We start from the raw sequence: 25,668 nt of genomic DNA on the forward strand, positions 1-25,668 counted from the left end.
CTAAACTATGGCTATTTATGGTGTGGCAATTCTATCTTTATGTATGTTTATTGGTATATTTTTAGGTGATGTTCTAGGGACTTTTCTTGGGGTTGCTGCTAATGTTGGCGGGGTCGGTTTTGCAATGCTATTACTAATTGTTCTTACTGATTATTTAATGGGAAAGGATATTTTGTCAAAGCTTGCTGAAAGTGGTATTTCCTTTTGGAGCGCGATGTACATTCCCATAGTTGTGGCGATGGCTGCTCAACAGGATGTATTGGCGGCTATAACAGGGGGGCCTCTTGCAATTATAGCGGGGATTGTTACTGTTCTAGTAGGGTTCTTATTTGTTCCTCTAATAAGTAAAATTGGCAATAAAACAACTTATAAGGATCATGCAATATAAGAATAAGGAGGAATTTCCATAATGGATTTCGGAAAAATAATACTAGATATTTTCGTGAAGAATGGCTTGGTCATGTCATTTCTTTTTATTGGGCTAGTAACATACTTGGCATACCTCATATCGGATAAATTAACGAATAAAAGAATCCACGGTTCAGCAATTGCAATTGTTTTTGGTTTAATGTTGGCCTATTGGGGTGGTATACAAACTGCTGGACATAAGGGACTGGCTGATATTAAGTTGTTCACTGGCGTTGGTTTGATGGGTGGCGGAATGCTAAGAGACTTTGCGATTGTTTCTACGGCCTTTGGTGCGAGGTTGGAAGAAATTAAAAAATGCGGCACAGCAGGAGCAATGTCATTGTTGTTAGGTGTTATTTTGTCTTATATTGTTGGGGTAGTTTTAGCCTTTGCCTTTGGTTATACTGATACTGTAAGTCTTACTACCATTGGTGCTGGTTCAGTTACCTTTATCGTTGGACCTGTTACAGGCGCTGCCTTGAATGCAAGCTCTCCTGTTATTGCTATTAGTATTGCAGCTGGTGTGGTGAAGTCTATTGTAGTTATGATTATCACACCAATTATGGCAAAAAGCATAGGTCTTAATAATCCACAATCTGCTATGGTATATGGTGGGTTAATGGGAACGACAAGCGGAACAGCCGCTGGACTTGCTGCTGTTGATCCTAAATTGGTTCCATATGGAGCAATGACAGCTACCTTTTACACAGGATTAGGTTGTTTACTTTGTCCATCGGTTCTTTTCTTGGCAACGAAAGCAATTTTCGGTTAATAATGGTGTTTTGTAATAGTCAGTACAAATGGCGTTTTCCGAATATTCTGTTAGTTGCACAAATGTAATCAAACAGGTAATTTTAAAATACAAAAGTATTCATTGGAGGAATAGAAAAAATATAAAATTACAAAATTAACATAAAAACATAAAAATATATTGACATTAGTAAAGGTGAAGTGATAAAATTCATTCCAAAGCATAATGAAGAAGAGTAATGACGGAGTAAGTAAACCATTTGTAAATTTCCAGAGAGTCGGCATAAGGTGGAAGTCGACAATGAGCGGTGGAAGAAGATCCCTCCGGAACTGTGTTTCTGAACGTTAGTAAGAAATGCCGGGTTAGCCACGTTATTTGGCTTAGGTTTGATAGAACTGAAGAGGCACTGTTGTGCAATTAAGGTGGTAACGCGGGTAATAACTCGTCCTTGGATATATTCAAGGGCGAGTTTTTTATTATTTTTAGGGGAACGTTGAACACAGAGTTCACTTAAGAGCACAGCGGTTATTAAACCCTATTGATCTTTTCTCAGTGTTCTCTGTGGTTCGGTTCACTAGTATGCTTTAAAGGACGCGCAGCGTTTTCTTATCAAATTTTGGAGGTAAATTATGAATCAGAACACTTTTAAGGTAGCTAATTCTTGTGTGTCAATTGAAGACGTATATGCAGCGGCAAGGAAGCTGCAAAGTATAATCAAAAAGACAGAACTCATTGAAAGTCCAGTGTTTAGTAATGAGTGTGGAAATTTTGTATTCATTAAACCAGAGAACCTACAAGTGACAGGTGCATTTAAAATCCGCGGAGCATTTAATAAATTGAGTAAGTTAAGTGATGAGGAAAAAAGTAGGGGAGTCATCGCTTCCTCAGCAGGAAATCATGCCCAGGGGGTTGGCTATGCAGCTCAATTACTGGATATTAAGGCTACTGTTGTGATGCCTGCAACCACGCCCATCATTAAAGTGGAAGCTACAAGAAATTATGGAGCAAATGTTGTATTATACGGCGATAGTTATGATGAAGCTTATAAAAAAGCCAGAGAGTTGGAGACCGAACATAACTATGTCTTTGTGCATCCCTTTGATGATTTGGATGTAATTCTTGGTCAAGGTACAGTGGCCTTGGAAATTTTGAATCAATTAGAAGATGTTGATGAGATATTGGTTCCTATAGGTGGAGGCGGTTTAGCGAGTGGCATTGCATTTGCGGCAAAAATGCTAAAGCCAAGTATCAGAATTATCGGAGTTGAGCCAGAAGGCGCATGCTGCATGAAAAAGTCTTTGGCTGATAATAAAGTAATAGAGCTGGAGAAAGTGGATACCATAGCAGATGGTGCTGCTGTAAAAAGACCAGGTACATTGACGTTCGAATTTATCAGAGAGTTTGTTGACGAAGTCATCACTGTTTCTGACTTTGATATTGCAGAAGCAATACTGCTCTTAATCGAAAAGCATAAACTGATCACAGAAGGAGCAGGGGCGCTGTCCTTAGCTGGCTTAAAGAAATTATCTTCCAAGAATAAAAAGGTAGTTTGCTTAGTCAGTGGCGGAAATATTGATATTTTAACGATTTCGGCAATCATAAATAAAGCCTTGGTATTTAGGGGAAGGCTGTTCTGCTTTACCATTAATTTACCTGACAAACCAGGGGAATTATTGCATGTGGCAAAAATTATCTCTGAATTAAATGCAAACGTAATAAAATTGGATCATAATCAATCGAAAGTGATGGACAGCTTTAAACAGGTTCAACTGGAAGTTACCGTAGAGACGAATGGGCATAGTCATGTAGAGGAAATCGAAGCTGCCTTTTTACGAAATGGTATTGATATCCAAAAAATTTATTAATACATTACAAACTGAATGAAGTAAGAATATGCCAATGAGGTGAAAGCATGACTGTTAAAAAATTGTTTTGGGAAGATCCTTACTTAAAGCAATGTACTGCAACGGTAATGAGTGTCGATGGTAATCGTGTAACTCTTGATAAAACAATTGTATTTGCCTTTTCTGGTGGTCAGGCATCGGATTCTGGAACCATCCATGGTTATCCAGTGATGGCAGCCCAAAAAGTTGATAGAGAAATCGTTTATGAGATTGAGGCGGATCATGATTTACAAGTGGGTCAGCAAGTGGAAGTGATTATTGATTGGGAGAAACGATATAAAATTATGAAGCTGCATTTTGCTGCTGAGATTGTATTGGAGCTGATGGTTCAGAATTTTAATGATCCTAAAAAAATCGGTGCTAATATAACTGCAGAAAAAGCAAGAGTAGATTTTGAATGGCATGGGAATATTTCAGAGGTTTTTCCCTTGCTTCAAAAAAGGATTGAGGAAATTATTGATTCTAGTATTCCTATCCTAAGTTGTTTTAGTGACGAAGAGCGGGAAATCAGATATTGGAAAATCGATGGTTTTGGCAAAGTTCCCTGTGGAGGGACTCATATAAAAAATACGGGTGAAATAGGCGCTGTCTTGCTAAAAAGAGGAAAACGTCTTGGTGCTAATAAAGAAAGAATTGAGATCTATTTATGTTAAATTATGAGGAGTTAAAAATTAGGTATTGCCTATTACAATTTCTTACTCTATAATGAAATAAAAAAGTGTCAATTAACTGACACAAGCAAAGACGCTTGTACAGGGACTAATTATAGTCCTGTATGGGGCGTCTTTTTTCGTTTAGCAAAGTTTATAGTTATCCTTCATAATGCAGAGATAGGAAGCGCTATTATATTATAAGGGAGGCATGCTTTTATGAATTCTCAGTATCCCTTGCCGATTGAGGAATTTCGCAGTTATCTTGAAGCAGACCAATCAGAAAAAGTAATAGAAAGTTTTCAGCAGCTTTTAACCTTATATGAGTTGCAGCAGGTTAGGCTAGAAGCGCTATTAGATACAGTTAATGAGGCAGTATGTATTATTGATGAATCAGATAAGGTGGTAGTGTGGAATCATCATGCTGAACTTTTATACGGAATTGCCGCTGATGAAATTATTGGGCGTCCTATCGAAGGTTTTTTTTCCAATTTAATGTTAACCAAAGTGATGAAAGAACGACGCACCGTGCATGAACAATACCACACTCCTTGTCCTGATACTCATGTATTAATTAATGCAAGACCTGTAAAGTTAGCTGGCCAGGTGATCGGCGGAGTTTGTGCGGAACGAGATATTACAGAAGTAGTGCAGCTAAATCAAAAACTATCTCAGACTCATCAGGAAGTACAAACCCTTAAGCAAGAAATTGATAAAATTCATTCCCAGTCAGATTCCTTTTCGACGGTTTATGGTCATAGTACTGCCATTCGCGAAGCGGTTAGTATTGCCAGACGTGTTGCAGCAACGGCGGTTCCAGTATTACTGCGTGGGGAAAGCGGTACAGGAAAAGAATTATTTGCCCGTGCTATTCATGATGCCAGTCAATTTGCCGGTCCCTTTATTGCTATAAACTGTGGAGCGATTTCTCCTAATCTATTTGAAAGTGAATTGTTTGGTTATCAGCCTGGAGCATTTACGGGAGCTGACCGCAAAGGAAAAGTGGGGTTATTAGAGCAAGCAAATGGAGGAACTCTCTTACTGGATGAGCTGGGAGATATGCCGAAAGACATGCAGGTAAAACTATTGCGGGTTCTACAGGATAAGAGTTTCTATCGTGTGGGCGGCAACAAAGCGATTCATATTGATGTTCGTATTATTGCTGCTACCCACCGCAATTTAGAAGAAATGATTAAGAACGGTGAATTTCGAGAAGATCTATATTATCGTTTAAATGTAGTGGCGGTGTCCCTGCCTTCATTGCGTGATAGGTTAGATGATATACCTGAATTAGTTCATAAAGGTATTTTGCATTATGGCACAATTCATAATAAAAAAATCTCAAAAGTGAATCCCGCACTCATGGCATCTTTTATTCAATATCCATGGCCTGGCAATATTAGAGAGTTATTCAATGTATTAGAACGGCTGGTGATTTTGGCTGATAGTGACCAATTGGGTATCGATAATCTGCCAGCTACGTTCTGCCAAATGGATTTTCCTATGGAAAGTATAGATCCCTGCGCTATGGAAGGCAGTTTGTTGGAAAAAACCTTAAGCCTAGAAAAAGAAGTGATTGCTAAGGTTCTGGCGGAATACCATTTTAATAAAGCAGCTGCAGCAAAGAAACTCGGTATCCCTCGCAGCACCTTATATTACAAAATGCAGAAGCTGGGATTGGAGTGTCAATAAACTGACGTTATCGTCGAATGGTAGATAGAAAACGTTGTTATAAAAGGTCATTTATTAAAATAGATACAGAAAAAAGTGCCGCAAAGAATACGTCGGTACTTTTTTTTACATTAATGGGCTAAAATGATTAACACAGAGGACACAGAGTGGGATTTTTAACCCTTATCTATGTTTTCTCTGTGTTCTCTGCGCCTCTGCGGTTAAAAGCTGTAGTAGTGTTTTTTCTGCTGTTACTAAATTTATAATATAAAAAATATATAGTTGGCACGAATATTGCATTAGGAATAGGGCAGGAGGTGTTTAACTATGAGAATTGTCAACCATCCAATACTGACATTTCCAAAACGAGATATGGTGACCTTCACATTGAATGGTCAAACGATAGAGGGAATAGCGGGAGAGCCAATTGCTGCTGCACTACATGCGGCTGATGTAAAGGTATTGCGTCATAGTCATGGTCGCCATCGTCCTCGTGGTCTCTTCTGTGCCATTGGAAACTGTTCATCTTGTTTGATGACAGTAGATAAAATTCCTAATGTACGGGTTTGTACTGAACCTCTTCGCGCTGGCATGGTAGTTGAGACCCAAGAAGGGAAGGGGAAGATCGTATGATAACGACAGAAATCTTAGTCATAGGAGCTGGCCCGGCTGGGTTAATGGCTGCCATTCATGCTGCAGAGGCTGGCGCAAAGGTATTGCTTGTTGAACGGGCGGATCGCTTAGGCGGTCAGTTAATTAAACAAACTCATAAATTTTTTGGCTCGAAGGCAGAATTTGCCGGTGAGCGTGGAATGGATATAGCTGAAAAATTAATCAACCAGAGTTCGGATATTTCAGGTATCACCATTTGGAAGAATGCTGTAGTACTAGGAATCTATCCAGATGGCGTAGTTACGATTTCTTATGAAGGTGCTTTTTGCACAGCCAGACCTAAAAAAATTATTATTGCAACGGGCGCTTCGGAAAAAACAATGGCCTTTCCTAATAATGATTTACCAGGTATTTATGGTGCAGGTGCAGTCCAAACATTAATGAATGTTCACGGAGTGATACCAGCAAAAAGGATACTCATGATTGGCGCTGGTAATATTGGTGTGATTGTGGCTTATCAATTGCTGCAGGCGGGTGTTAAAGTAGCAGGCATTGTAGAAGCTGCGCCGCAAGTTGGCGGTTATCGTGTTCATGCTGCTAAGCTGCAACGTCATGGTGTACCAATTTATACATCTCATTCGATACAATCAGCCCATGGTGATTCTTGTTTGGAAGGTGTTACGATTTCTAAACTAGATGAACAATGGCAGCCGATTGATGGAAGTGAACAATATATTGCTGTAGATGGGCTATGTTTGGCAGTAGGATTAAGTCCCCTGACAGAACTGTTGTGGCAAGCGGGCTGTGAAATGAAGTTCGCAGCAGAATTAGGCGGTTATGTACCATTACGTGATGCCAATATGAAAACATCCCACGAAAATATCTATGTAGCTGGTGATGTTTCAGGAGTCGAAGAAGCCTCAGCAGCTATGGTAGAAGGAAAATTAGCAGGCTTATATGTTGCTTCTGTTTTAGGACATAAAAAAGATTCGTTTACCAAAGAGTTTCAGACTGCAAAATCACAACTGAGTGCCCTGCGTTCTGGTCCAGCAAGTGTGAAGATTTGTACGGGACTTAGCAAAGTTGTTTTAGAGGAGGTTGGATAAAATGCCGTCACAGGAGCGTTTCGCGAAAGGTCCAATCGCTTTATTTGAATGTATGCAGCAAATTCCCTGTAATCCTTGTGCTGATGCTTGCCCACGGGGTGCCATTACCGTAAAAGAAATTAATGACTGTCCTTCTTTAAATGAAGAACTTTGCAATGGCTGTGGAGTGTGTATGACTCACTGCCCTGGGTTGTCTATTTTTGTTGTTGACTATACTTATGGAAAAGATGTGGCCTTAGTTAAGATTCCCTATGAATTTTCTCCTTTGCCTGAGGCTAAGACTGTTGTCGATGCTTTAAATCGACAAGGTCAATGTATTGGCACTTCAGAAGTCATTCGAGTACAAACATCACCAAATAAAACAAATATTATTTGGCTGTCTGTGCCTCGGGAATTAGCTATGGAGGTACGCAGCATTCGCCTTAAGAAAGGAGGAAGATCATGAATCATAATGATATTATTATCTGTCGTTGTGAAGATATAACCTTAGGAGAGATTAGAGAACAGATTGCACAGGGAAAACATACTCTGGAAGAAATAAAAAGAGCTTGCCGCTCTGGAATGGGTCCTTGCCAAGGAAGAACTTGTGCTCCTCTTATTGTGAATGAAATTGCCAAAGCCACAGGAAAGCCTGTCGCACAGATTCCTTTGCCTACGTTTCGTCCTTCTACCTCTCCCATTAAGATGGCTTCTTTGTTAGGAGGAGATAAGCATGATTAAGACTGCAGATGTTGTGGTAATTGGTGGTGGTGTCATCGGCTGTTCCACTGCCTATAACTTAGCTAAATTAGGTGCAGGTAAAGTAGTCGTATTAGAGAAGAAGTACTTAGCCAGTGGTGCCACCGGTCGCTGTGGCGCAGGTATGAGAATGCAGTGGGGAACAGAGACTAATTGTCTTTTGTCTCGTGAAAGTGTTAAGATGCTCTCCCATTTACCAGAATTGCTGAATGTGGATGTAGATATTGAATTTACCCAAAATGGTTATTTAATGCCCGCTTATTCGGAAAAAATGGCAGAGCAGTTTAAAAAGAATTTGGTACTGCAAAATTCTCTTAACATTCCTGCACGCTGGGTGACGCCAGAGGAATCTTTGGAAATTGTCCCTTTTTTGAATACAAAAGGAATGTTTGGCGCTACCTATTGTGCAGAAGATGGTCATTGTAATCCCTTTAAAGTAACAGAAGCTTATGCACAAGCTGCAAAAAATTTAAATGTTGAGGTTTATACCGATACGGAAGTGCAAGGCATTGTAACGAAGAATGGTAAAATTATTTCCGTCCGCACCAATCAGGGCAATATTCAAACGGATACGGTTGTAAATGCGGCAGGAGGGTATGCAAAAACCGTTGGACGTATGGTTGGTGTTGAGCTCCCTATATTCCCGGAACGTCATGAAATTTTGGTAACAGAACCAGTGGAGCCTACTATGGGACCCATGGTGATGAGCTTTTATCATAATTTATATTGTCAGCAAAGTCCTCATGGCAGTTTTATTATGGGAATTGGTCATCCAAATGAACCAGAAAGCTATAATATAAAATCCAGTTGGCAGTTTTTACGAGATATGGCGCAGCGACTTGTGGAAATCCTGCCGCCTTTAGCAGGTCTAAATGTAGTTCGGCAATGGGCGGGATTATATGATATGTGCCCTGACCGCACACCGATATTAGGCAGCAGTCCTGCTCTCAATCGTTTCTTCACTGCTGCAGGCTTTAGTGGTCATGGTTTCATGATTTCGCCTATCACAGGCCAATTAATGGCAGAGATGATAGTGGGAAAACCCACGGCCTTTCCTACCCAAATGTTTGATGCTGGGCGGTTTGAACGCGGAGAGTTATTTGTAGAGCCATCCGTTGTGTAAGTCAATATATATCATTACATTTAAAATACGAAAGTGAGGAATTTAAAATGATTACAGAATACAAAAATGAACCTTTTACTAACTTTGGTCTTCCAGAAAACAAGGCTGCTATGGAGAAGGCATTGGCTGCGGTACAGTTGGAGAAAGCTGCTCATTATCCACTCATTATCGGCGGAGAAACTGTCGATACAGAAGCGCGCATTACATCGATCAATCCTTCTAACACATCTGACATTGTTGGCACCGTTGCTCGGGCCAATATAGATTTAGCTGAAAAAGCGGTGCAAGCAGCCAATAAAGCTTTTGCTTCATGGCAGTATGTAGACCCCGCAGAACGATCTTTGTATTTGTTTAAAGCCTCTGCTGTTTTACGCCGACGAAAATTTGAGTTTTCCGCTTGGTTAGTGGCAGAGGCAGGAAAAACATGGGCGGAAGCGGATGCCGATACTGCAGAAGCAATCGATTTTATGGAATACTATGCTCGCCAAATGGATAAGTATGCAAAAGGCATGGAAGTAACACCTTATCCTGGAGAACAAAATGAGTGTGCCTATATTCCTCTCGGTGTTGGTGTTGTAATTCCGCCATGGAATTTTCCCTTAGCCATTTTAGCAGGGATGACAGCAGCAGCTATTGTAGCTGGCAATACGGTGATTATGAAGCCTGCAAGCTCAACGCCTGTAATTGCTGCTAAATTTATGCAGTTGTGGGAAGAAGTCTCTTTACCTGCTGGTGTTGTAAATTATCTTCCAGGCAGTGGTGGAACGATTGGCGATTATTTGGTATCCCACGCTCAAGTGCGCTTTATCAATTTTACAGGTTCTAAAGAAGTCGGACTTCGCATTAATAAGTTAGCTGCTGATTTGTCTCCAGGGCAGAAATGGATTAAAAGAGTCGTAGCTGAAATGGGCGGTAAAGATTCTATTGTTGTAGACAGTGAAGCTGATCTTGAAGAAGCAGCTGCTGGAATTGTTGCATCTGCCTTTGGCTTCCAGGGACAAAAATGTTCTGCTTGCTCTCGTGCTATTATCGTGAGAGACGTATATGATGCAGTACTTGCAAAGGTAGTCGAAAAGACGAAGGCTCTTAAGATTGGTGATGCCAGCAGCCCTGAAAGTAATATTGGTCCTGTAATTGATGAAAACTCTTATAAAAAGATTTTAAGCTATATCGAAATTGGCAAAACAGAAGGGAAACTAGAGTGCGGTGGATCTACGGCTGGTGAACAAGGCTACTTTATTGAGCCAACTGTATTTTCAGGGATTTCTCCCGAGGCCCGTATTTCCCAGGAAGAGATATTTGGACCCGTGCTTGCGGTAATTCCTGCTGATGACTTTGACCATGCTCTTGCTATTGCCAATGGCACTGAATATGGTCTTACTGGCGCTGTGTATTCAAAGAGCCGTGCTAAACTAGAAAAGGCTCGCCGCGAATTTCATGTAGGCAATCTATATTTTAACCGTAAGTGCACAGGTGCTTTAGTCGGTGTTCATCCTTTTGGCGGTTTTAACTTATCTGGTACCGATTCTAAAGCTGGTGGTGCTGATTATTTATTATTGTTTTTACAGGCAAAATCAATTTGTGAAAAACTATAAATTAAAGGTCATATACCGTTATAGCAATTTGTAATGCAAGGAAAAGGTCGTTACAAATTTCACAAAATAAAGAAAGAAAATATACTATAAATGTTCAAAAAAATATAAAATGTTTTTTTGAAAAAAACACTTGTCAAGTTGGAGAACGCACGGTATAATAAAAAACAAATATAAGATTAAAGCAATGGTGCTTTAAACAGAGAGTATTCTCTTCTGTTTGAAGCACCTTTTTCGATATTTTGGTGGGGGTGGTAGGGAAGACGGTAAGGTGTAGAAAACTTCGAAATAATATAATTAATAAGGGGGATTATTGTGTTTAGAAAAATGAATGCTAAATGGTTATCTTTATTCACTGTTGTCATATTGGTTGCTGGATTGGTAGCTGGCTGTGGTGGAAGCGCTAGCAAAGATATTAAAATTGGTGTTGTATATGAATTGACAGGAAATACTGCATCCTTTGGTACAGCTGCTGCCAATGGCGCTAAGCTAGCATTTAAAGAAATTAATGCTAATGGTGGCGTTTTGGGCAAACAAATCCAAATCGCAGTTGCCGATAACAAAGGTGAACCATCTGAATCCTCTAATGCAATGACAAAAGTTATTTCTCAAGATAAAGTAATTGCTGTTACTGGTTTTACTACCAGCTCTAACGGTATCGCAGGTTCAACCGTTGCTGAAGCAAATAAAATTCCTTTTGTTGCTGCTGCAACAACCAATCCTAAAGTAACCTTGGATGAGAATACTGGAAAAGTTAAAAATTATACTTTCCGCGTATGTTTCATTGATCCTTTCCAAGGAACTGTAGGAGCGAATTTCGTATTAAACTCTCTTAAAGCTAAAAATGCTGCTGTCATGATTGATAACTCTAGCGATTATAGCAAAGGCTTATCTAAATTCTTTAAAGATGCTTTTACTAAGGGCGGCGGTAGCATAGCTATCGAAGAAGCTTATTTACAAAATGACCAAGATTTCAAAACACTGTTAACAAAAATTAAAGCTACTAACCCAGATGTAATTTATGTGCCTGGCTATTACGGCGAAGTAGGAAAGATCATAAAACAGGCTCGTGAAATTGGTATCACCGTACCATTTGTTGGCGGCGATGGCTGGGATTCTCCTAAACTGGCTGAAATCGGTGGACCAGATGCTCTTAATAATACGTACTTTACAAATCACTATTCTGTAGAAGATAACAGTCCTAAATCAAAAGCATTCCTTGATGCTTTCCAAAAAGAATATGGTCAAGTGCCAGATGCAATGGCTGTTCTAGGTTATGATGCAGCTTATGCTTTAGTAGATGCCATTAAACGGGCTAACAGCACGGATTCTGAAAAAATTCGTGAAGCACTTGCCAATACAAAAGACTTCCAAGGTGTAACTGGTTCCTTAACACTAAATGATAACCATGATGCAATAAAAAGCGCTGTAATTATTGAAATGAAAAATGGTAAACAAGTGTATAAAGAAACTGTAAAACCTTAATAAGAGCCAATAAAGAAACTGCCAGGGATTTTGGTGTGCTACCCGTCAAGAGGACAATAAAAAATAATAAATTTTTCTATCGCCAGCCTGATAACGGTTGGCGATATTTTTATGCTGCCAATCTATAATGATTATGGTATGCCATTGGTGTCATTACATTTAACTTGCGTTGCAGACGTCGATTATTGTAGTAATCTATGTAATCAGTTATAGCCTCCACTAGATTATCTCTATTAGTGAAACGATGACCATAATACATTTCTCGTTTCAAAATTCCCCAAAATCCTTCCATTGGTCCATTGTCAATGCAATGGGCTACTCTGGACATACTTTGCTTCATGTGATGATCTTTTAAACGCATATGGAATTGAGCACTTGTATATTGATAACCACGGTCGCTGTGGAACAGCGGATGAGCCTCCGGTTCCAAACGAACAGCTTCATCAAAAGTATCCATAACCAATGGATTATCGTTATGATTACTAATTTTAAAGGCTACAATTCTGCGGTCGTATAAATCCAGGATGGCACTCAGATATATCTTGTGAACTTCAATACCGATATAATATTTGAATTCAGAAACATCCGTAAGCCATTTTTCATTAGGCATATCAGCGTGGAATTCACGGTTTAAATAGTTTTTTGCGATGTGGTCCGGATTTCGAGCAGATCTGGTACAACTTTTTGGTCTCCATTTAATGGTGGATTGAATTCCTTTGTTTCTGCAAATACGAAGAACGCGTTTATCGTTCACAACAATTTTGTAATTTACATCCAGCTCATCACGAATACGGCGGTATCCCATATCTGGATGTTGTTTATGGATAGTATATATTTCTTCCGAAATACGTTCATTCTTAATTTCACTATCACTCTTTGGATGATTGAGCCAACGATAATAAGCAGAGCGCGTGATTTTAAGATATTTACATAATTTTTTTGTTGGATAGCCTTTGGTTGAAGATAATTCCTTGATAGCTATATAGGCTGTAAGGTACTGTACTAAAGATAGTGATCCCTCCTCTCCAGTTCCCTGACTTTTTTTAACAGATCATTCTCCATTTGTAGATCGGTGTTCATTCGTTCCAACTCTGCAATCTTATCCCGTAGCTCTTCTTCTGGACTACGACTTGGCTGCGAACCAACACGGTGACCACGTCTGTCTTCAAGTCCAGCCCTTCCCATATCTTCATACTTTTTGACCCAGTTTCGAATCTGTTGATAAGAACAATTGTATTTGCTTGCCATTGCTCCATAGTTTTTATCATTCATTAAACAATCCTTGACTACCTGTAATCGTTCTTCAGGAGTTGTTGTTCTTGCTTTTGTCATGTATGTACCTCCAGTGGATTCTTTAAGTATTCCACCAGAATTATACACCTTTATCCAATCACAAAGTTGCTTGTTAGAACGAATATCGTACTTTTGACAAATGTCACCAAGTGATCCTTTTCCACTCAGATAGTCATTAACCGCATTCATCTTTAACGTTTTTGAATAACTTCGGTTCTTGGTTTGATTAAGCAATCCGATAGGACCTTCTGCTTTATATATTCGCACCCATCTCTGCACACTTTGGTAGGCTACGTTTGCAATTCTTCCCGCTTGTCTAATGCCAATTTTGCCATTCAGGTATCGTTCAACAATTTTTACTTTTTCTACTGGATCAATCTTACTTTTTCTAGACATAGAAATACCCCCATATAGGACTTTTATATTTCAGTGTCCTATATAGGGGTAGCATATCATTTTATCCCTGGCAGTTTCTTTATTGGTTCTATTCCCATTCATGCAAGTCAATTCCCTAAGGAGCCATCAATGTAATATGGTTGCTGCTAAAAAAGTCTGTATATTCATCATCTGGTTTTTGATTGGTTACAAATACTTGGATGTCTTTTAAATCGTAGTACGTTATTAATGATACTTTACCGAGCTTCGTATCATCTGCCAATAGTATTTTTTTATCGCAGTGCTCTACAATATATTTTTTTATATCGTACTCAAGAGATGAGGAATTTGTGATTCCTTTTGCAATTGAGATCCCGGTTGTGGCTAAAAAGGCTTTAGAGATATTGTATTTTTTCAAGGAGCTTACTGCTCCTGAATCAACAAAAGAATTCGTTCGTCTAAATAGTGTTCCCCCTGTAGATATCACATTTAAGTTTTGATAAGGGAGAGCTTTTAATATCACATGTAAATTATTGGTGATAATTGTTAAGTTCTTGACATCTGACAAATAGGGTATCATGTGCATCGTAGTTGTCCCAGAGTCGATATAAATGATATCTCCATCTTCAATTAATGTACTGGCAAGCTTTGCGATAATTAATTTTGCATCTCTGTTTTTGACTTCTCTAGATTCAAAAGGCTCAGTCGTTTTCTTGTCTGTTAAAATAATGCCGCCATAGACTTTTTTTATTTTACCTTGAGACTCTAGTTGATTAATATCTCTTCTCATTGTGTTTTTGGAAACATTGAACACACTACAAAGCTCTTCGATGGATGCTCGTTCTTTTTCAAGAATATAGTTTTGAAGTTCGTTGATTCTATCTTCTTTCACGTTATAAACTCCATTTCACATTATTATATTCAAATTGGCTTATATCCGTATTAGCCTTCATGAGACTAAACATAACCACAATACTATTACCATAATACCACAATATAACCAAATATGTAACTGAATTTTCTTATAAAATTAAGACTTGCATTAAAGTCATAGAATGCACTATAATATAACCAAAATATAATAATGATATAACATATTTTGATCGATAAATAACAATAGTTCGCTATAATATAATCAAATAGAAGTAATGTAAGGAGGGGATGGGAAAGAAATTCGAAGAAACCAGAGGTTTGTATCAGATGAAAGGGATAAATGATTCCATATAAAAAGGAGAATGTTGATTATGACAATAGCAAAATTAAAGTATAGCGTAAATGGAGAATGGAAAGAGTCGGTAACAACTACCTATATGCCGATTACGGATTCGAATACAGGAAAAGTGATTGCCCAGGCACCATGCTGCACCGTTGAAGAAGTCAATCAAGCAGTTAGCGCAGCAAAAATTGCATTTCCTGCTTGGTCTTCGACACCTGTATCAGCAAGAGCTCAACTTATGTTTAAGTATAAAGTCATTTTGGATGCCCACCTGGAAGAGTTAGCCTTATTGGTCGCCACAGAGTTAGGCAAAAATCTCAATGAAGCTCGCGGCGATGTTTTGAAGGCTATTGAAGTGGTAGAGCTATCATGTTCTGCTCCTGTTATGATGCAAGGTGATTCGTTGATGAATGTGTCCCATGGGCATGACACGGTTATGTATAGAGAACCTGTAGGTGTATTTGCTGGTATTGTGCCCTATAATTTTCCTGCGATGATTCCCTTTGGCTGGATGATTCCTCTCTGCATCGCTACAGGTAATACCTTTGTACTTAAAGCCGCCAGTCATGTTCCTCAAACTGCTGTAAGAATGTTGGAATTGCTAATTGAGGCAGGACTGCCTAAGGGTGTTGTCAACTTGGTTACTTGCAGTCGAAAAGAAGCGGAAACGCTGCTGAAACATACGGATGTTGCAGGTATTTGCTATGTTGGTTCCACTTCAGTAGGTCTTCATATTTATTCCACTGCGGCAGCTCATGGCAAGAGAGTCCAAGCTTTATGTGAAGCAAAAAATCATGCTTTAGTTCTTAAGGATGCTGCTTTAGAAATGGCTGCTACAAGAGTTATTAACTCAGGTTTTGGCTGCGCAGGACAACGCTGTATGGCTCTGCCAGTGGTTTGTGTGGAAGAAGAAGTGGCCGATGAATTCGTTGCTCATCTGGTAAGGCTTGCTAAAGAGCTTAAAGTAGGTCCGGCTTATGACCCTTCCTATGACTTAGGACCTGTTGTATCAGCCGAACAAAAACAAAGTATTGTAAATTGGATTCATAAAGGCGTTGAAGAAGGGGCCAAACTGATCTTAGACGGCAGAGATATTGTTGTTAAAGGCTATGAAGACGGTTTCTTTCTGGCACCAACTATTTTTGACCATGTAAAACCAGGAATGACGATTGGCGATATTGAAATTTTTGGACCTGTTGTATGTATTAAACGCGTAAAGAATTTTGAAGAAGGTCTTGCTGTAATGAATGCAAATCCATTTGCCAATGGTTCCTGCATTTTTACCCAGAGTGGCTATTATGCAAGAGAATTTGCAGCAAAAACCCATGGCGGCATGGTTGGAATTAATGTAGGTATTCCTGTTCCTCTTTCTGTATTCCCCTTTGCAGGACATAAGAAATCTTTCTTTGGTGACTTGCATTGTATGGGCAAAGATGGCGTGGCTTTTTTCACGGAAGCTAAATGCGTGACTAGCCGGTGGTTTAATGAAGAAGATAAGAAACATACCAAAGTGGATACTTGGGAAGGTACCATGACTCGTAAGTAAAGGAAAATAGCTGAATTTGAAAGGAGGCAACTATGTCTTTAGTTACATTGGAAAATGCATTGAAAAAAATTGGTGAGGGAAAATATGGAATTGGGGCTTTTAATGTAGCAAATATGGAAATGGTTATGGGGGCTATAAAAGCAGGGGAGGAATTAAATTCTCCCATTATTCTGCAAGTAGCAGAAGGGCGGCTGCGGTATTCTCCGCTGCATCTTATTGGTCCTGTGATGGTAGAGGCGGCTAAGAAAGCTGCCATTCCCATTGTTGTGCATCTGGATCATGGTGCTAGTATGGACGTGATTGCCCAGGCGCTGCAGCTGGGATTTAGTTCGGTAATGTTTGATGGATCCGCTTATCCTTTAGAAAAAAATATTGAAATGACAAATAAAGTAAAGAAAATGGCTGCAGAATATGGTGCCTCTGTGGAAGCGGAAATCGGTAAAGTTGGCGGCAGTGAAGGAGATTATGAAAGTGTAGAAGTGCTCATTACTTCTGTGGCTGAAGCCAAAACATTCTATGACGAAACGCAAGTTGACGCTTTAGCGGTAGCAATCGGAACAGCTCATGGGCATTACAAAGAACAGCCTAAATTGCAGTTTAAACGGTTAGAGGAAATTGCTCAGGCTATCGATTGTCCTTTGGTCTTACACGGTGGTTCAGGGCTTACTCCTGATGATTTTAAAAATTGCATACAGCATAAAATCAAGAAAGTGAATATTGCTACAGCATCGTTTGAAAATGTTGCTCAAAAAGTTAACCAATTGTCTAAGGGATCGAAAGATATTACGTTCTTTCAATATCTTGACACTGTGCTTGACGCGACATATGAAAATATTAAAAACCATATTTTAATTTTCGGCAGTCAAAATAAAGCATAAAAACCCTTACCTTAAGTAAAGGATTCATTCAAATGCTATTGTATGGAAAATTGTAAAAGATGGATCAGCGCGCAAGAGATTTCTCAAATGGCTGTTGATGAATCAAGAATGGGTAATTATGAGTCTAAATATGCCAAATTAATGACGAAATGCAAAGGCACCCTTCGAGATATGAAAAGGAACCGTTTTGTTTGGTGTAAAAATTACGATAGGAAAAGGGGTGTGTTATGGTCAAGATCATTACTTCGGCAGAAGCGGCTAATCTTATTGAAGATGCTGTTACGATTGCTACGAGTGGTTTTGTTGGTAGTGCGAATCCTGAAGCACTAACGACTGCGTTGGAAGAACGATTTCTAAGAGACGGCAGACCTCGCAATTTAACGCTTGTGTATTGTGCGGGGCAAGGGGATGGGAAGGATTGCGGAGCCAATCATTTTGGTCACGAAAATCTGGTAAAAAGAGTAGTTGGCGGACATTTTAAGACGGCTCCAAAACTCAGTCAATTAGCCGTTGATGAAAAAATTGAGGCTTATAATTTTCCTCAAGGGACGCTTACCCAGTGGTTTCGTAATGTAGCAGGCAAGAAGCCGGGTGTTATTACTAAAGTAGGCTTGAATACTTTTGTTGACCCAAGGATTGAAGGTGGAAAAATTAACAAAAAGACCACACAAGATCTTGTAGAAGTGATTGAGTTAGGCAATGAGGAATGGCTATGGTATAAACCTTTTCCAATCGATGTTGCTTTTATTCGTGGCACTACGGCCGATGAAAATGGGAATATTTCCATTGAAAAGGAGTGTGTCTCACTAGAACTATTATCCATTGCCCAAGCTGCCAGAAATTCTGGAGGAATTGTCATTGTACAGGTAGAACGTATCGTTAAGTCTGGCAGCCTGCATCCCATGAATGTAAAAGTTCCAGGGATTGTGGTCGACTATATTGTAGTAGCAGAGCAGGCTAATCATAAGCAGACATTTTCGGAAATCTATAATCCTGCTTATTCAGGGGAAATGAATGTATCGGCTTTGTCAGATAACTGTACAATGCGACTAGACGAACGAAAAGTGATTGCCCGTCGTGCTGCGATGGAATTAATTCCGAATGCAATTGTTAATCTTGGTATTGGTGTTCCTGAAGGGGTCGCCATCGTGGCAAATGAAGAGGGGCTGGGAGACATGATGACTCTTACCGTTGAAGCAGGCCCGGTAGGCGGGATCCCTGCTGGCAATCTAAACTTTGGAGCTTCCAGTAACCCGGAAGCGATATTGGATCAGCCTTATCAATTTGACTTCTATGATGGCGGTGGTTTGGATTTAGCTTTTCTGGGATTAGCAGAAACCGATAAGCATGGCAATATTAATGTAAGTAAGTTTAAAGGCTGTATAGCTGGCTGTGGTGGTTTTATTAACATTACCCAGAATACAAAAGAAGTGATCTTTCTTGGTACCTTTATGGCAGGAGGTTTAAAGGTCGAAGTTGCAGATGGCAAATTAAATATCATTACAGAAGGACGAAATAAAAAGTTCTTGGATCATGTTGAGCAAATTACTTTTAGTGGCAAATATGCTCAGGAAAGTAAGCAATCGATTCTCTACATTACTGAGCGGGCAGTATTTCGTCTAACGCCTGGTGGTATGGTTTTAATTGAAATTGCTCCGGGAGTCGAGCTTGAGAAAGATGTATTAGCACATATGGATTTTGAACCGATTATAGCTCGGGATCTTAAAACTATGGACCCTCGGATTTTCAAAGAAGAAAAGATGGGACTCGGTGGGATGTTGTCAAAATGTACAAAGTAAGCTCTTATTGAGACGTTAATTACTGAAAATTTATAATGTTAAAATATTTTAAAAAGAGTGATAATTTAATATTGCAATTACTCTTTAAATATACTAGAATGTAACTATAAAATAATAATTAACATCTTAATATAACCACAACATGATCAAAATATACAAAAATGCACGTGTAAAAAAGGATGATGATTATGTCGAATGTATTTTTAATTCCAGGAACTATTATTTCGGGGAATGAGGCATTAGAGAAATCTGGTTCTTATTTGAAGAAATCTGGAAATAAAGCTCTTATCGTTACTGATAAAATGATGGTGAGCATTGGAAATGTTCAAAAATTAATCAATTTATTAGAAAAACAAAAGATCGGATATGAATTGTTTGCAGAAATCAATAGTGAGCCTACAGATAAAATGGTTTATCAAGGGGTTAAAACGTATAAAGAAACGAATTGTGATTTTCTGATCGCTATAGGCGGGGGCAGTCCGATTGATACGATGAAAGCAATTGGTGCCATGCTGACAAATCCAGGAACATTAGCCGACTATATGGGAAAAGAAATCACTACGCTGCCACCTACGTTAATTGCCATACCAACAACGGCTGGAACTGGTTCAGAGGCGACACAATTCACCATCATATCAGATACACAAACTGAGGTGAAAATGCTGCTAAAAGGAGCACCATTATTACCTGCATTAGCGATTGTAGATCCAGAGTTAACCCTTACTTCACCGCCCAACGTTACGGCAGCGACTGGCATTGATGCTTTAACTCATGCCATAGAAGCATATACATCTAAGAAATCCCAGCCTATGTCAGATACTTTTGCAGTGTCAGCAGTTAAAAGAGTTTTTAAAAATTTGTTAACAGCTTATAAAGATGGTAAGGACATTGAAGCAAGAAAAGAAATGTCCATAGCTGCGCTTGAAGCTGGTATTGCTTTTAATAACTCTTCAGTAACAATTGTCCATGGAATGAGCAGACCCATAGGAGCACTTTTTCATGTGCCTCACGGTTTATCAAATGCAATGCTGCTTTCTGAATGTTTAAAATTTGCTTTGGCTGGAAGTCCGCAACGATTTTGTGATTTAGCAAGAGCAACGGGAATTTATGAAAACAATATGAGTGAATTGCAAGGCGGGCAAGCCTTTATAACAGAAGTAGAAAAATTATGCGCTCAATTGCAGGTTAGCACGCTGGAACAGTTTGGCGTAGATAAGAAAAAATTCTTTGATCAGTTAGATAAGATGGCAGAAGATGCCTTAAAGAGTGGCAGCCCGCAAAATACAATAAGAAACGTTGGAAAAGAAGACATAATAAATATTTACAAAGCTCTATGGAAATAAATTGATAAAAGATAAATACAAAGCAAAAAAAGGAGGATAAAATGAAACATCTTGAATTTGATAATAGCCGAAAGTTTGACATTGTACCTATTGGGAGAGCCGCAATTGATTTTAATCCTGTGGATATAAATAGAACCCTTGCCGAAAGTACAACTTTTAAAAAGTACCTAGGCGGATCGCCAGCTAATATAGCAGTTGGTTTAGCTAGATTAGGTAAAAAAGTAGGATTCGTAGGAAAAGTGTCAAAAGATCGATTTGGCGAATTTATTATTGATTATTTTAATAAAGAAGGAATAGATACATCACAAATTTATAAGGCGGAGAATGGTGAATCATTAGGTCTTACTTTCACGGAAATATTGAGTCCTACGGAAAGCAGCATTCTAATGTATCGAAATGACATTGCTGATTTAAGTTTAGCAGTGGAAGAAATTAATGAAGAGTATATAAAAAATGTGAAAGCAATCGTTGTATCCGGAACTGCATTGGCAAAAAGCCCTTCCAGGGAAGCCGTATTAAAGGCTTTGGAATATGCGAAGAAACACAACACAGTGGTTATTTTTGATGTTGATTATCGTGCATATTCATGGCTGAATAAAGATGAGATTGCCATTTATTATTCTATCGTTGGTAAGAGCAGTGATTTAATTATAGGATCAAGAGAAGAGTTTGATTTGATGCAAGGACTGATGACCAAAGAGAGCAGTGATGAAGAGACTGCGAAACGATGGCTTGCATATGGAAATAAAATTGTCGTGATTAAGCATGGAAAAGATGGTTCAACCGCTTACACGACAGATGGAAAAAAATATAATATTAAACCATTTCCCGTTAAACTTCTTAAGTCTTTTGGCGGAGGCGACGCTTATGCATCAGCCTTTATCTATGGACTGTTGGAAGGTTGGGACATGATTGACTGTTTAGAATTTGGCAGTGCTTCAGCTGCTATGTTAGTAGCTAGTCATAGTTGTTCCGAAGCAATGCCAACGGTTGAGGAAGTAACAGAGTTTATAAGAAAGAGCAAAGAGGAACATGGAGAGATGGTAGCAAGAATGTAGGAGGATAACATTATGATTCACAATATCGGTGAGTTAAAATATGGTTTAAATTTATTATGTGAAGTCAATGGAAAAAATAAAGAAATGCTAATGGATATCAGCATTGTAAAGCTCGATAAAGATTCCCATGAATCCTATTACCAGCAACATAAAGAAATTGCTATTTTGCTATTAGATGGGAAGATCAAGATAAAATGGTCGGCTAGAGAAGAAGTGATCGAAAGAAGATCTGTATTTGACGAAAATCCTTGGTGTTTACATGTTCCAAAAGAGACAGAGGTTACTGTAGAATTTTTAGAGGCAAGTGAAATACTCGTTCAATGTACTGAAAATGAGAATAGTTTTGCAGCTAAGCTATACAGTCCTGCTGACTGTCAAAGTGATATTTTTGGTGAAGGCGTTTGGAATGATGTTGCTAGAAGAGTCGTTAGGACAGTATTTGATTATCGTAATGCCCCTTACTCCAATATGGTTATGGGCGAAGTAATAACCTATCCAGGTAAGTGGTCGAGTTACCCTCCTCATCATCATCCACAGCCAGAAGTGTATTACTACAAATTCAATAAACCACAGGGATTTGGCTTATGTCTAGTCGGTGAAGATGCTTATAAAATACAAGATAATAGCTTTTTAGCAATACCGGGAGGTCTAGTCCACCCCCAAACATCTGCTCCAGGATATGCGATGTATTATTGCTGGATGATCAGACATCTGGAGAATAATCCATGGACTGATCGAATTGATGATGAAAAGCATACATGGTTACTAGATAAAAATGTGAAAATATGGCCGGACAAATAAGAAAAAGTAATAGTATGGAACCAATATTCGCAATATTTTGCATTGTATTGGTATACTATACAGTACTTGAAAAGATCTGAATGCCAAGTCAAATCAATTGTGAAGTAGGAGGAAGGGTATGTTTAACAAGGAAAAAGTAAAATTAGGAATCGCACCCATCGCTTGGACGAATGATGATATGCCGGATCTGGGGAAAGAAAATACTTTTGAACAATGTATAAGCGAAATGGCTCTTGCTGGTTTTACTGGTTCAGAAGTAGGTTGTAAATATCCCAAAGATGTAAATGTTTTAAAAAAGGCCCTTAATTTAAGAGGATTACAAATAGCAAGTGCTTGGTTTAGTGCCTTTTTGACAACAAAGCCATATGAAGAAACAGAAAGAGAATTCATTCGGCACAGAGATTTTCTACATGCTATGGGGGCTAAAGTCGTTGTAGTATCAGAACAAGGCCATAGTATACAAGGAAAGCTGGATATTCCGATATTCACAGGAAAATATAATTTAAATGATAAAGAGTGGCAGAACTTTGCAGAGGGCTTAAACAAATTAGGTGCCTTAGCAAAAGAAAAGGATATGAAATTGGTTTATCATCATCATATGGGAACTGTAGTTCAGACTACGGAAGAAATAGACCGACTTATGAATATGACAGATGAAAACTTGGTGTATTTATTATTTGACTCAGGACATCTAGCGTATTCAGGGGAAGATTTTATTTCGATATTAAAAAAATATGTTAACAGAATTAAACATGTTCATTTAAAAGATGTGCGTCCAGAAATGCAAGAGAAAGTTAGAAAAGAAAACTTAAGTTTCCTTCAAGGGGTTAGAGCAGGTGCATTTACAGTGCCAGGAGATGGATGCATCGATTTTGGGCCAATCTTTACGATTTTGTCTGAAAATAAGTATGAAGGATGGCTGTTAGTAGAGGCAGAGCAGGATCCGGCACAAGCAAATGCTTTTGAATATGCGCAAAAGGCTAGAAACTATATCAAAGAAAAAATAGGGTTTTAAAAAATCTATAGGGTAGATGATTTCGTCATTCAAAGGTAATGAATAATGATAGGCGAGGTGGCATTATGAAAAAAATACGGCTTACAGTTGCTCAAGCACTTATAAAATTCCTTAATAATCAATACGTTGAATTTGATGGTGTGGAAAGGAAATTTGTCGAAGGTATCTTCACCATTTTTGGTCACGGTAATGTAATCGGATTAGGACAGGCATTAGAGCAGGATGCAGGTGATCTAATCGTTCATCAGGGACGGAATGAACAAGGGATGGCGCATGCAGCTATCGGATTTGCCAAACAAAAGTTTAGAAAACAAATATATGCTTGTACATCATCCGTAGGGCCAGGGGCCGCCAATATGATAACGGCAGCAGCGACTGCCACCGCCAATAGAATCCCTGTATTATTCTTGCCAGGTGATGTATATGCCACCCGGCAGCCAGACCCTGTTTTACAGCAAATCGAACAATTTCATGACTTTTCAATTAGCACAAATGATGCTTTTAAAGCAGTAAGCAAATACTGGGATCGAATTTCTCGCCCGGAACAACTCATGACTGCCTGCATCAACGCTATGAGAGTATTAACAGATCCGGCAGACACTGGAGCAGTGACAATCGCTCTGCCTCAGGATGTGCAAGGTGAAGCTTATGATTATCCAGAGTATTTCTTTCAAAAGAGAGTTCACCGAATTGAAAGAAGGCCTGCAACGAAAGAAATGATTCAAGATGCAGTTGCCCTTATCTCGAAGAAAAAGAAACCCATTCTAATATGCGGCGGTGGAGTAAAATACGCAGAAGCGGCAGCCGTATTTAAACTCTTTGCTGAGAAGTTCAATATTCCTTTTGGAGAAACACAAGCTGGCAAAGGTGCAATCGTCTGGGATCATGAATTAAATCTTGGCGGAATCGGTGAAACAGGCAGTTTAGCAGCAAACACAATTGCGAAAGAAACAGATCTTGTCATTGGTGTAGGTACGAGGTATACAGACTTTACAACCTCTTCGAAATGGATATTCCAGAACCCAGAGGTAGACTATTTAAATATAAATGTAGCTGCTTTTGATGCTTATAAATTGGACGGCGTAAAAGTGGTTGCTGATGCAAAAGCTGCTTTGGAAGTATTAACGGAAGAATTAGAAAAAATAGATTATCAATCAGCCTATGAAACCCAGATAAAAGACGCTAAAGATAAATTGAAGGCAGAAGTAGATCGAGTATATGCTGTGGAATATACAGGTGAAGGCTTTGTTCCTGAAATTGACGATCATCTTGACCGTGCCGTCTTAGAAGAGTTTAAAAAGGTAACTGGTTCCTGCTTAACCCAGTCAAGAGTCTTAGGCGTATTGAATGAAATGCTTGGTGAGACTGATATTATCGTTGGTGCATCAGGAAGCTTGCCGGGAGATTTGCAGCGAGTTTGGCGGGCCAAAGGAACGAATACCTACCATATGGAATATGGATTTTCCTGCATGGGATATGAAGTAAATGCAAGCCTGGGTGTGAAATTGGCTGCACCAGATCAGGAAGTATATACATTTGTTGGTGATGGCTCCTATATGATGCTGCATTCTGAATTACCGACTTCTATCCAGGAAAGAAAGAAGATCAATGTGATACTATTGGATAATATGACATTTGGGTGTATCAACAATGTACAAATGGAACATGGAATGGGAAGCTTCGGTACTGAATTTAGATTTAGAGATAAAGTAAGCGGCAAGTTAGATGGCGGATTTGTGCCTATTGACTTTGCTATGAACGCAGCTTCTTATGGATGCAAGACGTATACCGTTAAAACAGTAGATGAACTGAAAGCTGCAGTCATTGATTCGAAAAAGCAAACTGTTTCTACGCTGATTGATATAAAAGTGCTGCCTAAAACCATGGTGCATAAATACAATTCATGGTGGCGAGTTGGTGTTGCTGAGGTTTCTACCAGCGAAAAGATTCAGGAAGTATATAAAACAATAAGAAAGAATATTGATCAGGCTCGAGAGTATTAACATCAATTAAATAAATATCCATAAGCAGTAAGTCATAAATAATGATCATTGCTCTAGTAGATCATTTTTAAATGAATAACTCAAATGACTGGAGAAAATTGTGAATCTTATTTTATGGCTTACGCTTGCTTATATCTAACCCCTTAGATAATGAAACCGAATTTACGGTCTCATTATAAAAAGTTGTCCTTAACGTGCCCGGGCAATTAAATTTTACAAATATTTCATTTAATTATTATTTTTCGAATTATCACAACTGTTATGGAGACAATAGAGATATTGCTGTTGCTAGAGGAAAATA

Annotated in this window: 23 protein-coding genes and 1 other annotated feature; of the genes, 20 read left to right on the plus strand and 3 right to left on the minus strand. The window is 38.9% G+C overall.

Features of this window, described 5'->3' with window-relative positions:
• Positions 1 to 7: 7 nt before the first annotated feature.
• The 12 genes from madL to JBW_RS06995 all read left to right on the plus strand — a co-directional run bounded on the left by madL (position 8) and on the right by JBW_RS06995 (position 12,040).
• The gene (madL, locus tag JBW_RS06940; protein ID WP_007956744.1) at positions 8 to 388 is read left to right on the plus strand and encodes a malonate transporter subunit MadL; all 381 of its coding nucleotides are present in this window, start codon (positions 8 to 10) and stop codon (positions 386 to 388) included.
• Positions 389 to 409: 21 nt separating this feature from the next.
• On the plus strand, positions 410 to 1,180 hold the full coding sequence (gene madM / locus JBW_RS06945) for a malonate transporter subunit MadM (RefSeq protein ID WP_007956737.1): 771 nt from the start codon (positions 410 to 412) through the stop codon (positions 1,178 to 1,180).
• Between the two features lie 208 nt (positions 1,181 to 1,388).
• Positions 1,389 to 1,612: a binding site (T-box leader), on the plus strand.
• 176 nt (positions 1,613 to 1,788) lie between these two features.
• Complete coding sequence (ilvA, locus tag JBW_RS06950; RefSeq protein WP_007956736.1) at positions 1,789 to 3,024, plus strand: threonine ammonia-lyase; 1,236 nt, start codon at positions 1,789 to 1,791, stop codon at positions 3,022 to 3,024.
• A gap of 47 nt (positions 3,025 to 3,071) precedes the next feature.
• The gene (locus JBW_RS06955; RefSeq protein WP_007956735.1) at positions 3,072 to 3,716 is read left to right on the plus strand and encodes an alanyl-tRNA editing protein; all 645 of its coding nucleotides are present in this window, start codon (positions 3,072 to 3,074) and stop codon (positions 3,714 to 3,716) included.
• Between the two features lie 216 nt (positions 3,717 to 3,932).
• A complete protein-coding gene (locus JBW_RS06960; protein WP_007956734.1) occupies positions 3,933 to 5,405 on the plus strand; it encodes a sigma-54 interaction domain-containing protein in 1,473 nt (490 codons plus the stop codon).
• Positions 5,406 to 5,711: 306 nt separating this feature from the next.
• Positions 5,712 to 6,017 carry a (2Fe-2S)-binding protein gene (locus tag JBW_RS06965; RefSeq protein WP_007956732.1) on the plus strand — a complete coding sequence of 102 codons (306 nt, stop codon included), beginning with the start codon at positions 5,712 to 5,714 and terminating at the stop codon, positions 6,015 to 6,017.
• Positions 6,014 to 7,102 carry an NAD(P)/FAD-dependent oxidoreductase gene (locus tag JBW_RS06970; RefSeq protein WP_007956730.1) on the plus strand — a complete coding sequence of 363 codons (1,089 nt, stop codon included), beginning with the start codon at positions 6,014 to 6,016 and terminating at the stop codon, positions 7,100 to 7,102. The genes JBW_RS06965 and JBW_RS06970 overlap by 4 nt, the downstream gene beginning before the upstream one ends.
• Position 7,103: 1 nt before the next feature.
• Entirely contained in the window at positions 7,104 to 7,547 is a 444-nt protein-coding gene (locus JBW_RS06975) for a 4Fe-4S binding protein (RefSeq protein WP_007956727.1), read from the plus strand.
• Complete coding sequence (locus JBW_RS06980) at positions 7,544 to 7,822, plus strand: (2Fe-2S)-binding protein (protein WP_007956726.1); 279 nt, start codon at positions 7,544 to 7,546, stop codon at positions 7,820 to 7,822. The genes JBW_RS06975 and JBW_RS06980 overlap by 4 nt, the downstream gene beginning before the upstream one ends.
• A complete protein-coding gene (locus JBW_RS06985) occupies positions 7,815 to 8,963 on the plus strand; it encodes an NAD(P)/FAD-dependent oxidoreductase (protein ID WP_007956724.1) in 1,149 nt (382 codons plus the stop codon). Before JBW_RS06980 ends, JBW_RS06985 begins: the two co-directional genes overlap by 8 nt.
• 47 nt (positions 8,964 to 9,010) lie before the next feature.
• A complete protein-coding gene (pruA, locus tag JBW_RS06990) occupies positions 9,011 to 10,558 on the plus strand; it encodes an L-glutamate gamma-semialdehyde dehydrogenase (protein WP_007956719.1) in 1,548 nt (515 codons plus the stop codon).
• 312 nt (positions 10,559 to 10,870) lie between these two features.
• On the plus strand, positions 10,871 to 12,040 hold the full coding sequence (locus tag JBW_RS06995; protein WP_007956717.1) for an ABC transporter substrate-binding protein: 1,170 nt from the start codon (positions 10,871 to 10,873) through the stop codon (positions 12,038 to 12,040).
• Positions 12,041 to 12,149: 109 nt separating this feature from the next.
• Here JBW_RS06995 and JBW_RS25225 read toward each other — a convergent pair whose 3' ends face one another.
• The 3 genes from JBW_RS25225 to JBW_RS07010 all read right to left on the minus strand — a co-directional run bounded on the left by JBW_RS25225 (position 12,150) and on the right by JBW_RS07010 (position 14,600).
• Positions 12,150 to 13,022, minus strand: coding sequence for an IS3 family transposase (locus JBW_RS25225; RefSeq protein ID WP_200897034.1), 873 nt, complete (start codon positions 13,020 to 13,022; stop codon positions 12,150 to 12,152).
• Positions 13,023 to 13,042: 20 nt separating this feature from the next.
• Entirely contained in the window at positions 13,043 to 13,729 is a 687-nt protein-coding gene (locus JBW_RS25230) for a helix-turn-helix domain-containing protein (protein WP_007955602.1), read from the minus strand.
• Positions 13,730 to 13,844: 115 nt separating this feature from the next.
• Entirely contained in the window at positions 13,845 to 14,600 is a 756-nt protein-coding gene (locus JBW_RS07010) for a DeoR/GlpR family DNA-binding transcription regulator (protein ID WP_007954100.1), read from the minus strand.
• A 352-nt stretch (positions 14,601 to 14,952) separates the two neighbouring features.
• On the opposite strand from JBW_RS07010, the gene JBW_RS07015 reads away from it, so the two are divergent.
• The 8 genes from JBW_RS07015 to iolD all read left to right on the plus strand — a co-directional run bounded on the left by JBW_RS07015 (position 14,953) and on the right by iolD (position 25,367).
• A complete protein-coding gene (locus JBW_RS07015) occupies positions 14,953 to 16,470 on the plus strand; it encodes a CoA-acylating methylmalonate-semialdehyde dehydrogenase (RefSeq protein WP_007954099.1) in 1,518 nt (505 codons plus the stop codon).
• Positions 16,471 to 16,502: 32 nt separating this feature from the next.
• Positions 16,503 to 17,348 (plus strand): class II fructose-bisphosphate aldolase, encoded by an 846-nt coding sequence (locus tag JBW_RS07020; RefSeq protein ID WP_007954098.1) that lies wholly within the window; start codon positions 16,503 to 16,505, stop codon positions 17,346 to 17,348.
• A gap of 227 nt (positions 17,349 to 17,575) precedes the next feature.
• Positions 17,576 to 19,147 carry an acyl CoA:acetate/3-ketoacid CoA transferase gene (locus JBW_RS07025; RefSeq protein ID WP_007954096.1) on the plus strand — a complete coding sequence of 524 codons (1,572 nt, stop codon included), beginning with the start codon at positions 17,576 to 17,578 and terminating at the stop codon, positions 19,145 to 19,147.
• Positions 19,148 to 19,335: 188 nt separating this feature from the next.
• Positions 19,336 to 20,490 carry an iron-containing alcohol dehydrogenase gene (locus JBW_RS07030; protein WP_007954094.1) on the plus strand — a complete coding sequence of 385 codons (1,155 nt, stop codon included), beginning with the start codon at positions 19,336 to 19,338 and terminating at the stop codon, positions 20,488 to 20,490.
• A gap of 41 nt (positions 20,491 to 20,531) precedes the next feature.
• Entirely contained in the window at positions 20,532 to 21,548 is a 1,017-nt protein-coding gene (gene iolC, locus JBW_RS07035) for a 5-dehydro-2-deoxygluconokinase (RefSeq protein ID WP_007954092.1), read from the plus strand.
• 12 nt (positions 21,549 to 21,560) lie between these two features.
• Complete coding sequence (locus JBW_RS07040) at positions 21,561 to 22,349, plus strand: 5-deoxy-glucuronate isomerase (protein WP_007954091.1); 789 nt, start codon at positions 21,561 to 21,563, stop codon at positions 22,347 to 22,349.
• A 118-nt stretch (positions 22,350 to 22,467) separates the two neighbouring features.
• A complete protein-coding gene (gene iolE / locus JBW_RS07045) occupies positions 22,468 to 23,364 on the plus strand; it encodes a myo-inosose-2 dehydratase (protein ID WP_007954090.1) in 897 nt (298 codons plus the stop codon).
• Positions 23,365 to 23,429: 65 nt separating this feature from the next.
• Complete coding sequence (gene iolD / locus JBW_RS07050) at positions 23,430 to 25,367, plus strand: 3D-(3,5/4)-trihydroxycyclohexane-1,2-dione acylhydrolase (decyclizing) (RefSeq protein ID WP_007954089.1); 1,938 nt, start codon at positions 23,430 to 23,432, stop codon at positions 25,365 to 25,367.
• Positions 25,368 to 25,668: the final 301 nt, after the last annotated feature.

The sequence above is a fragment of the Pelosinus fermentans JBW45 genome, assembly GCF_000271665.2.
In the GTDB taxonomy this organism is placed as follows: Bacteria; Bacillota; Negativicutes; order DSM-13327; family DSM-13327; genus Pelosinus; species Pelosinus baikalensis.

Excerpts from the sequence above, each read along its gene's own strand:
- madL (WP_007956744.1), top strand. The coding sequence starts at position 8 with ATGGCTATTTATGGTGTGGCAATTCTATCTTTATGTATGTTTATTGGT.
- madM (WP_007956737.1), top strand. The coding sequence starts at position 410 with ATGGATTTCGGAAAAATAATACTAGATATTTTCGTGAAGAATGGCTTG.
- ilvA (WP_007956736.1), top strand. The coding sequence starts at position 1,789 with ATGAATCAGAACACTTTTAAGGTAGCTAATTCTTGTGTGTCAATTGAA.
- JBW_RS06955 (WP_007956735.1), top strand. The coding sequence starts at position 3,072 with ATGACTGTTAAAAAATTGTTTTGGGAAGATCCTTACTTAAAGCAATGT.
- JBW_RS06960 (WP_007956734.1), top strand. The coding sequence starts at position 3,933 with ATGAATTCTCAGTATCCCTTGCCGATTGAGGAATTTCGCAGTTATCTT.
- JBW_RS06965 (WP_007956732.1), top strand. The coding sequence starts at position 5,712 with ATGAGAATTGTCAACCATCCAATACTGACATTTCCAAAACGAGATATG.
- JBW_RS06970 (WP_007956730.1), top strand. The coding sequence starts at position 6,014 with ATGATAACGACAGAAATCTTAGTCATAGGAGCTGGCCCGGCTGGGTTA.
- JBW_RS06975 (WP_007956727.1), top strand. The coding sequence starts at position 7,104 with ATGCCGTCACAGGAGCGTTTCGCGAAAGGTCCAATCGCTTTATTTGAA.
- JBW_RS06980 (WP_007956726.1), top strand. The coding sequence starts at position 7,544 with ATGAATCATAATGATATTATTATCTGTCGTTGTGAAGATATAACCTTA.
- JBW_RS06985 (WP_007956724.1), top strand. The coding sequence starts at position 7,815 with ATGATTAAGACTGCAGATGTTGTGGTAATTGGTGGTGGTGTCATCGGC.
- pruA (WP_007956719.1), top strand. The coding sequence starts at position 9,011 with ATGATTACAGAATACAAAAATGAACCTTTTACTAACTTTGGTCTTCCA.
- JBW_RS25230 (WP_007955602.1), bottom strand. The coding sequence starts at position 13,729 with ATGTCTAGAAAAAGTAAGATTGATCCAGTAGAAAAAGTAAAAATTGTT.
- JBW_RS07015 (WP_007954099.1), top strand. The coding sequence starts at position 14,953 with ATGACAATAGCAAAATTAAAGTATAGCGTAAATGGAGAATGGAAAGAG.
- JBW_RS07020 (WP_007954098.1), top strand. The coding sequence starts at position 16,503 with ATGTCTTTAGTTACATTGGAAAATGCATTGAAAAAAATTGGTGAGGGA.
- JBW_RS07025 (WP_007954096.1), top strand. The coding sequence starts at position 17,576 with ATGGTCAAGATCATTACTTCGGCAGAAGCGGCTAATCTTATTGAAGAT.
- JBW_RS07030 (WP_007954094.1), top strand. The coding sequence starts at position 19,336 with ATGTCGAATGTATTTTTAATTCCAGGAACTATTATTTCGGGGAATGAG.
- iolC (WP_007954092.1), top strand. The coding sequence starts at position 20,532 with ATGAAACATCTTGAATTTGATAATAGCCGAAAGTTTGACATTGTACCT.
- JBW_RS07040 (WP_007954091.1), top strand. The coding sequence starts at position 21,561 with ATGATTCACAATATCGGTGAGTTAAAATATGGTTTAAATTTATTATGT.
- iolE (WP_007954090.1), top strand. The coding sequence starts at position 22,468 with ATGTTTAACAAGGAAAAAGTAAAATTAGGAATCGCACCCATCGCTTGG.
- iolD (WP_007954089.1), top strand. The coding sequence starts at position 23,430 with ATGAAAAAAATACGGCTTACAGTTGCTCAAGCACTTATAAAATTCCTT.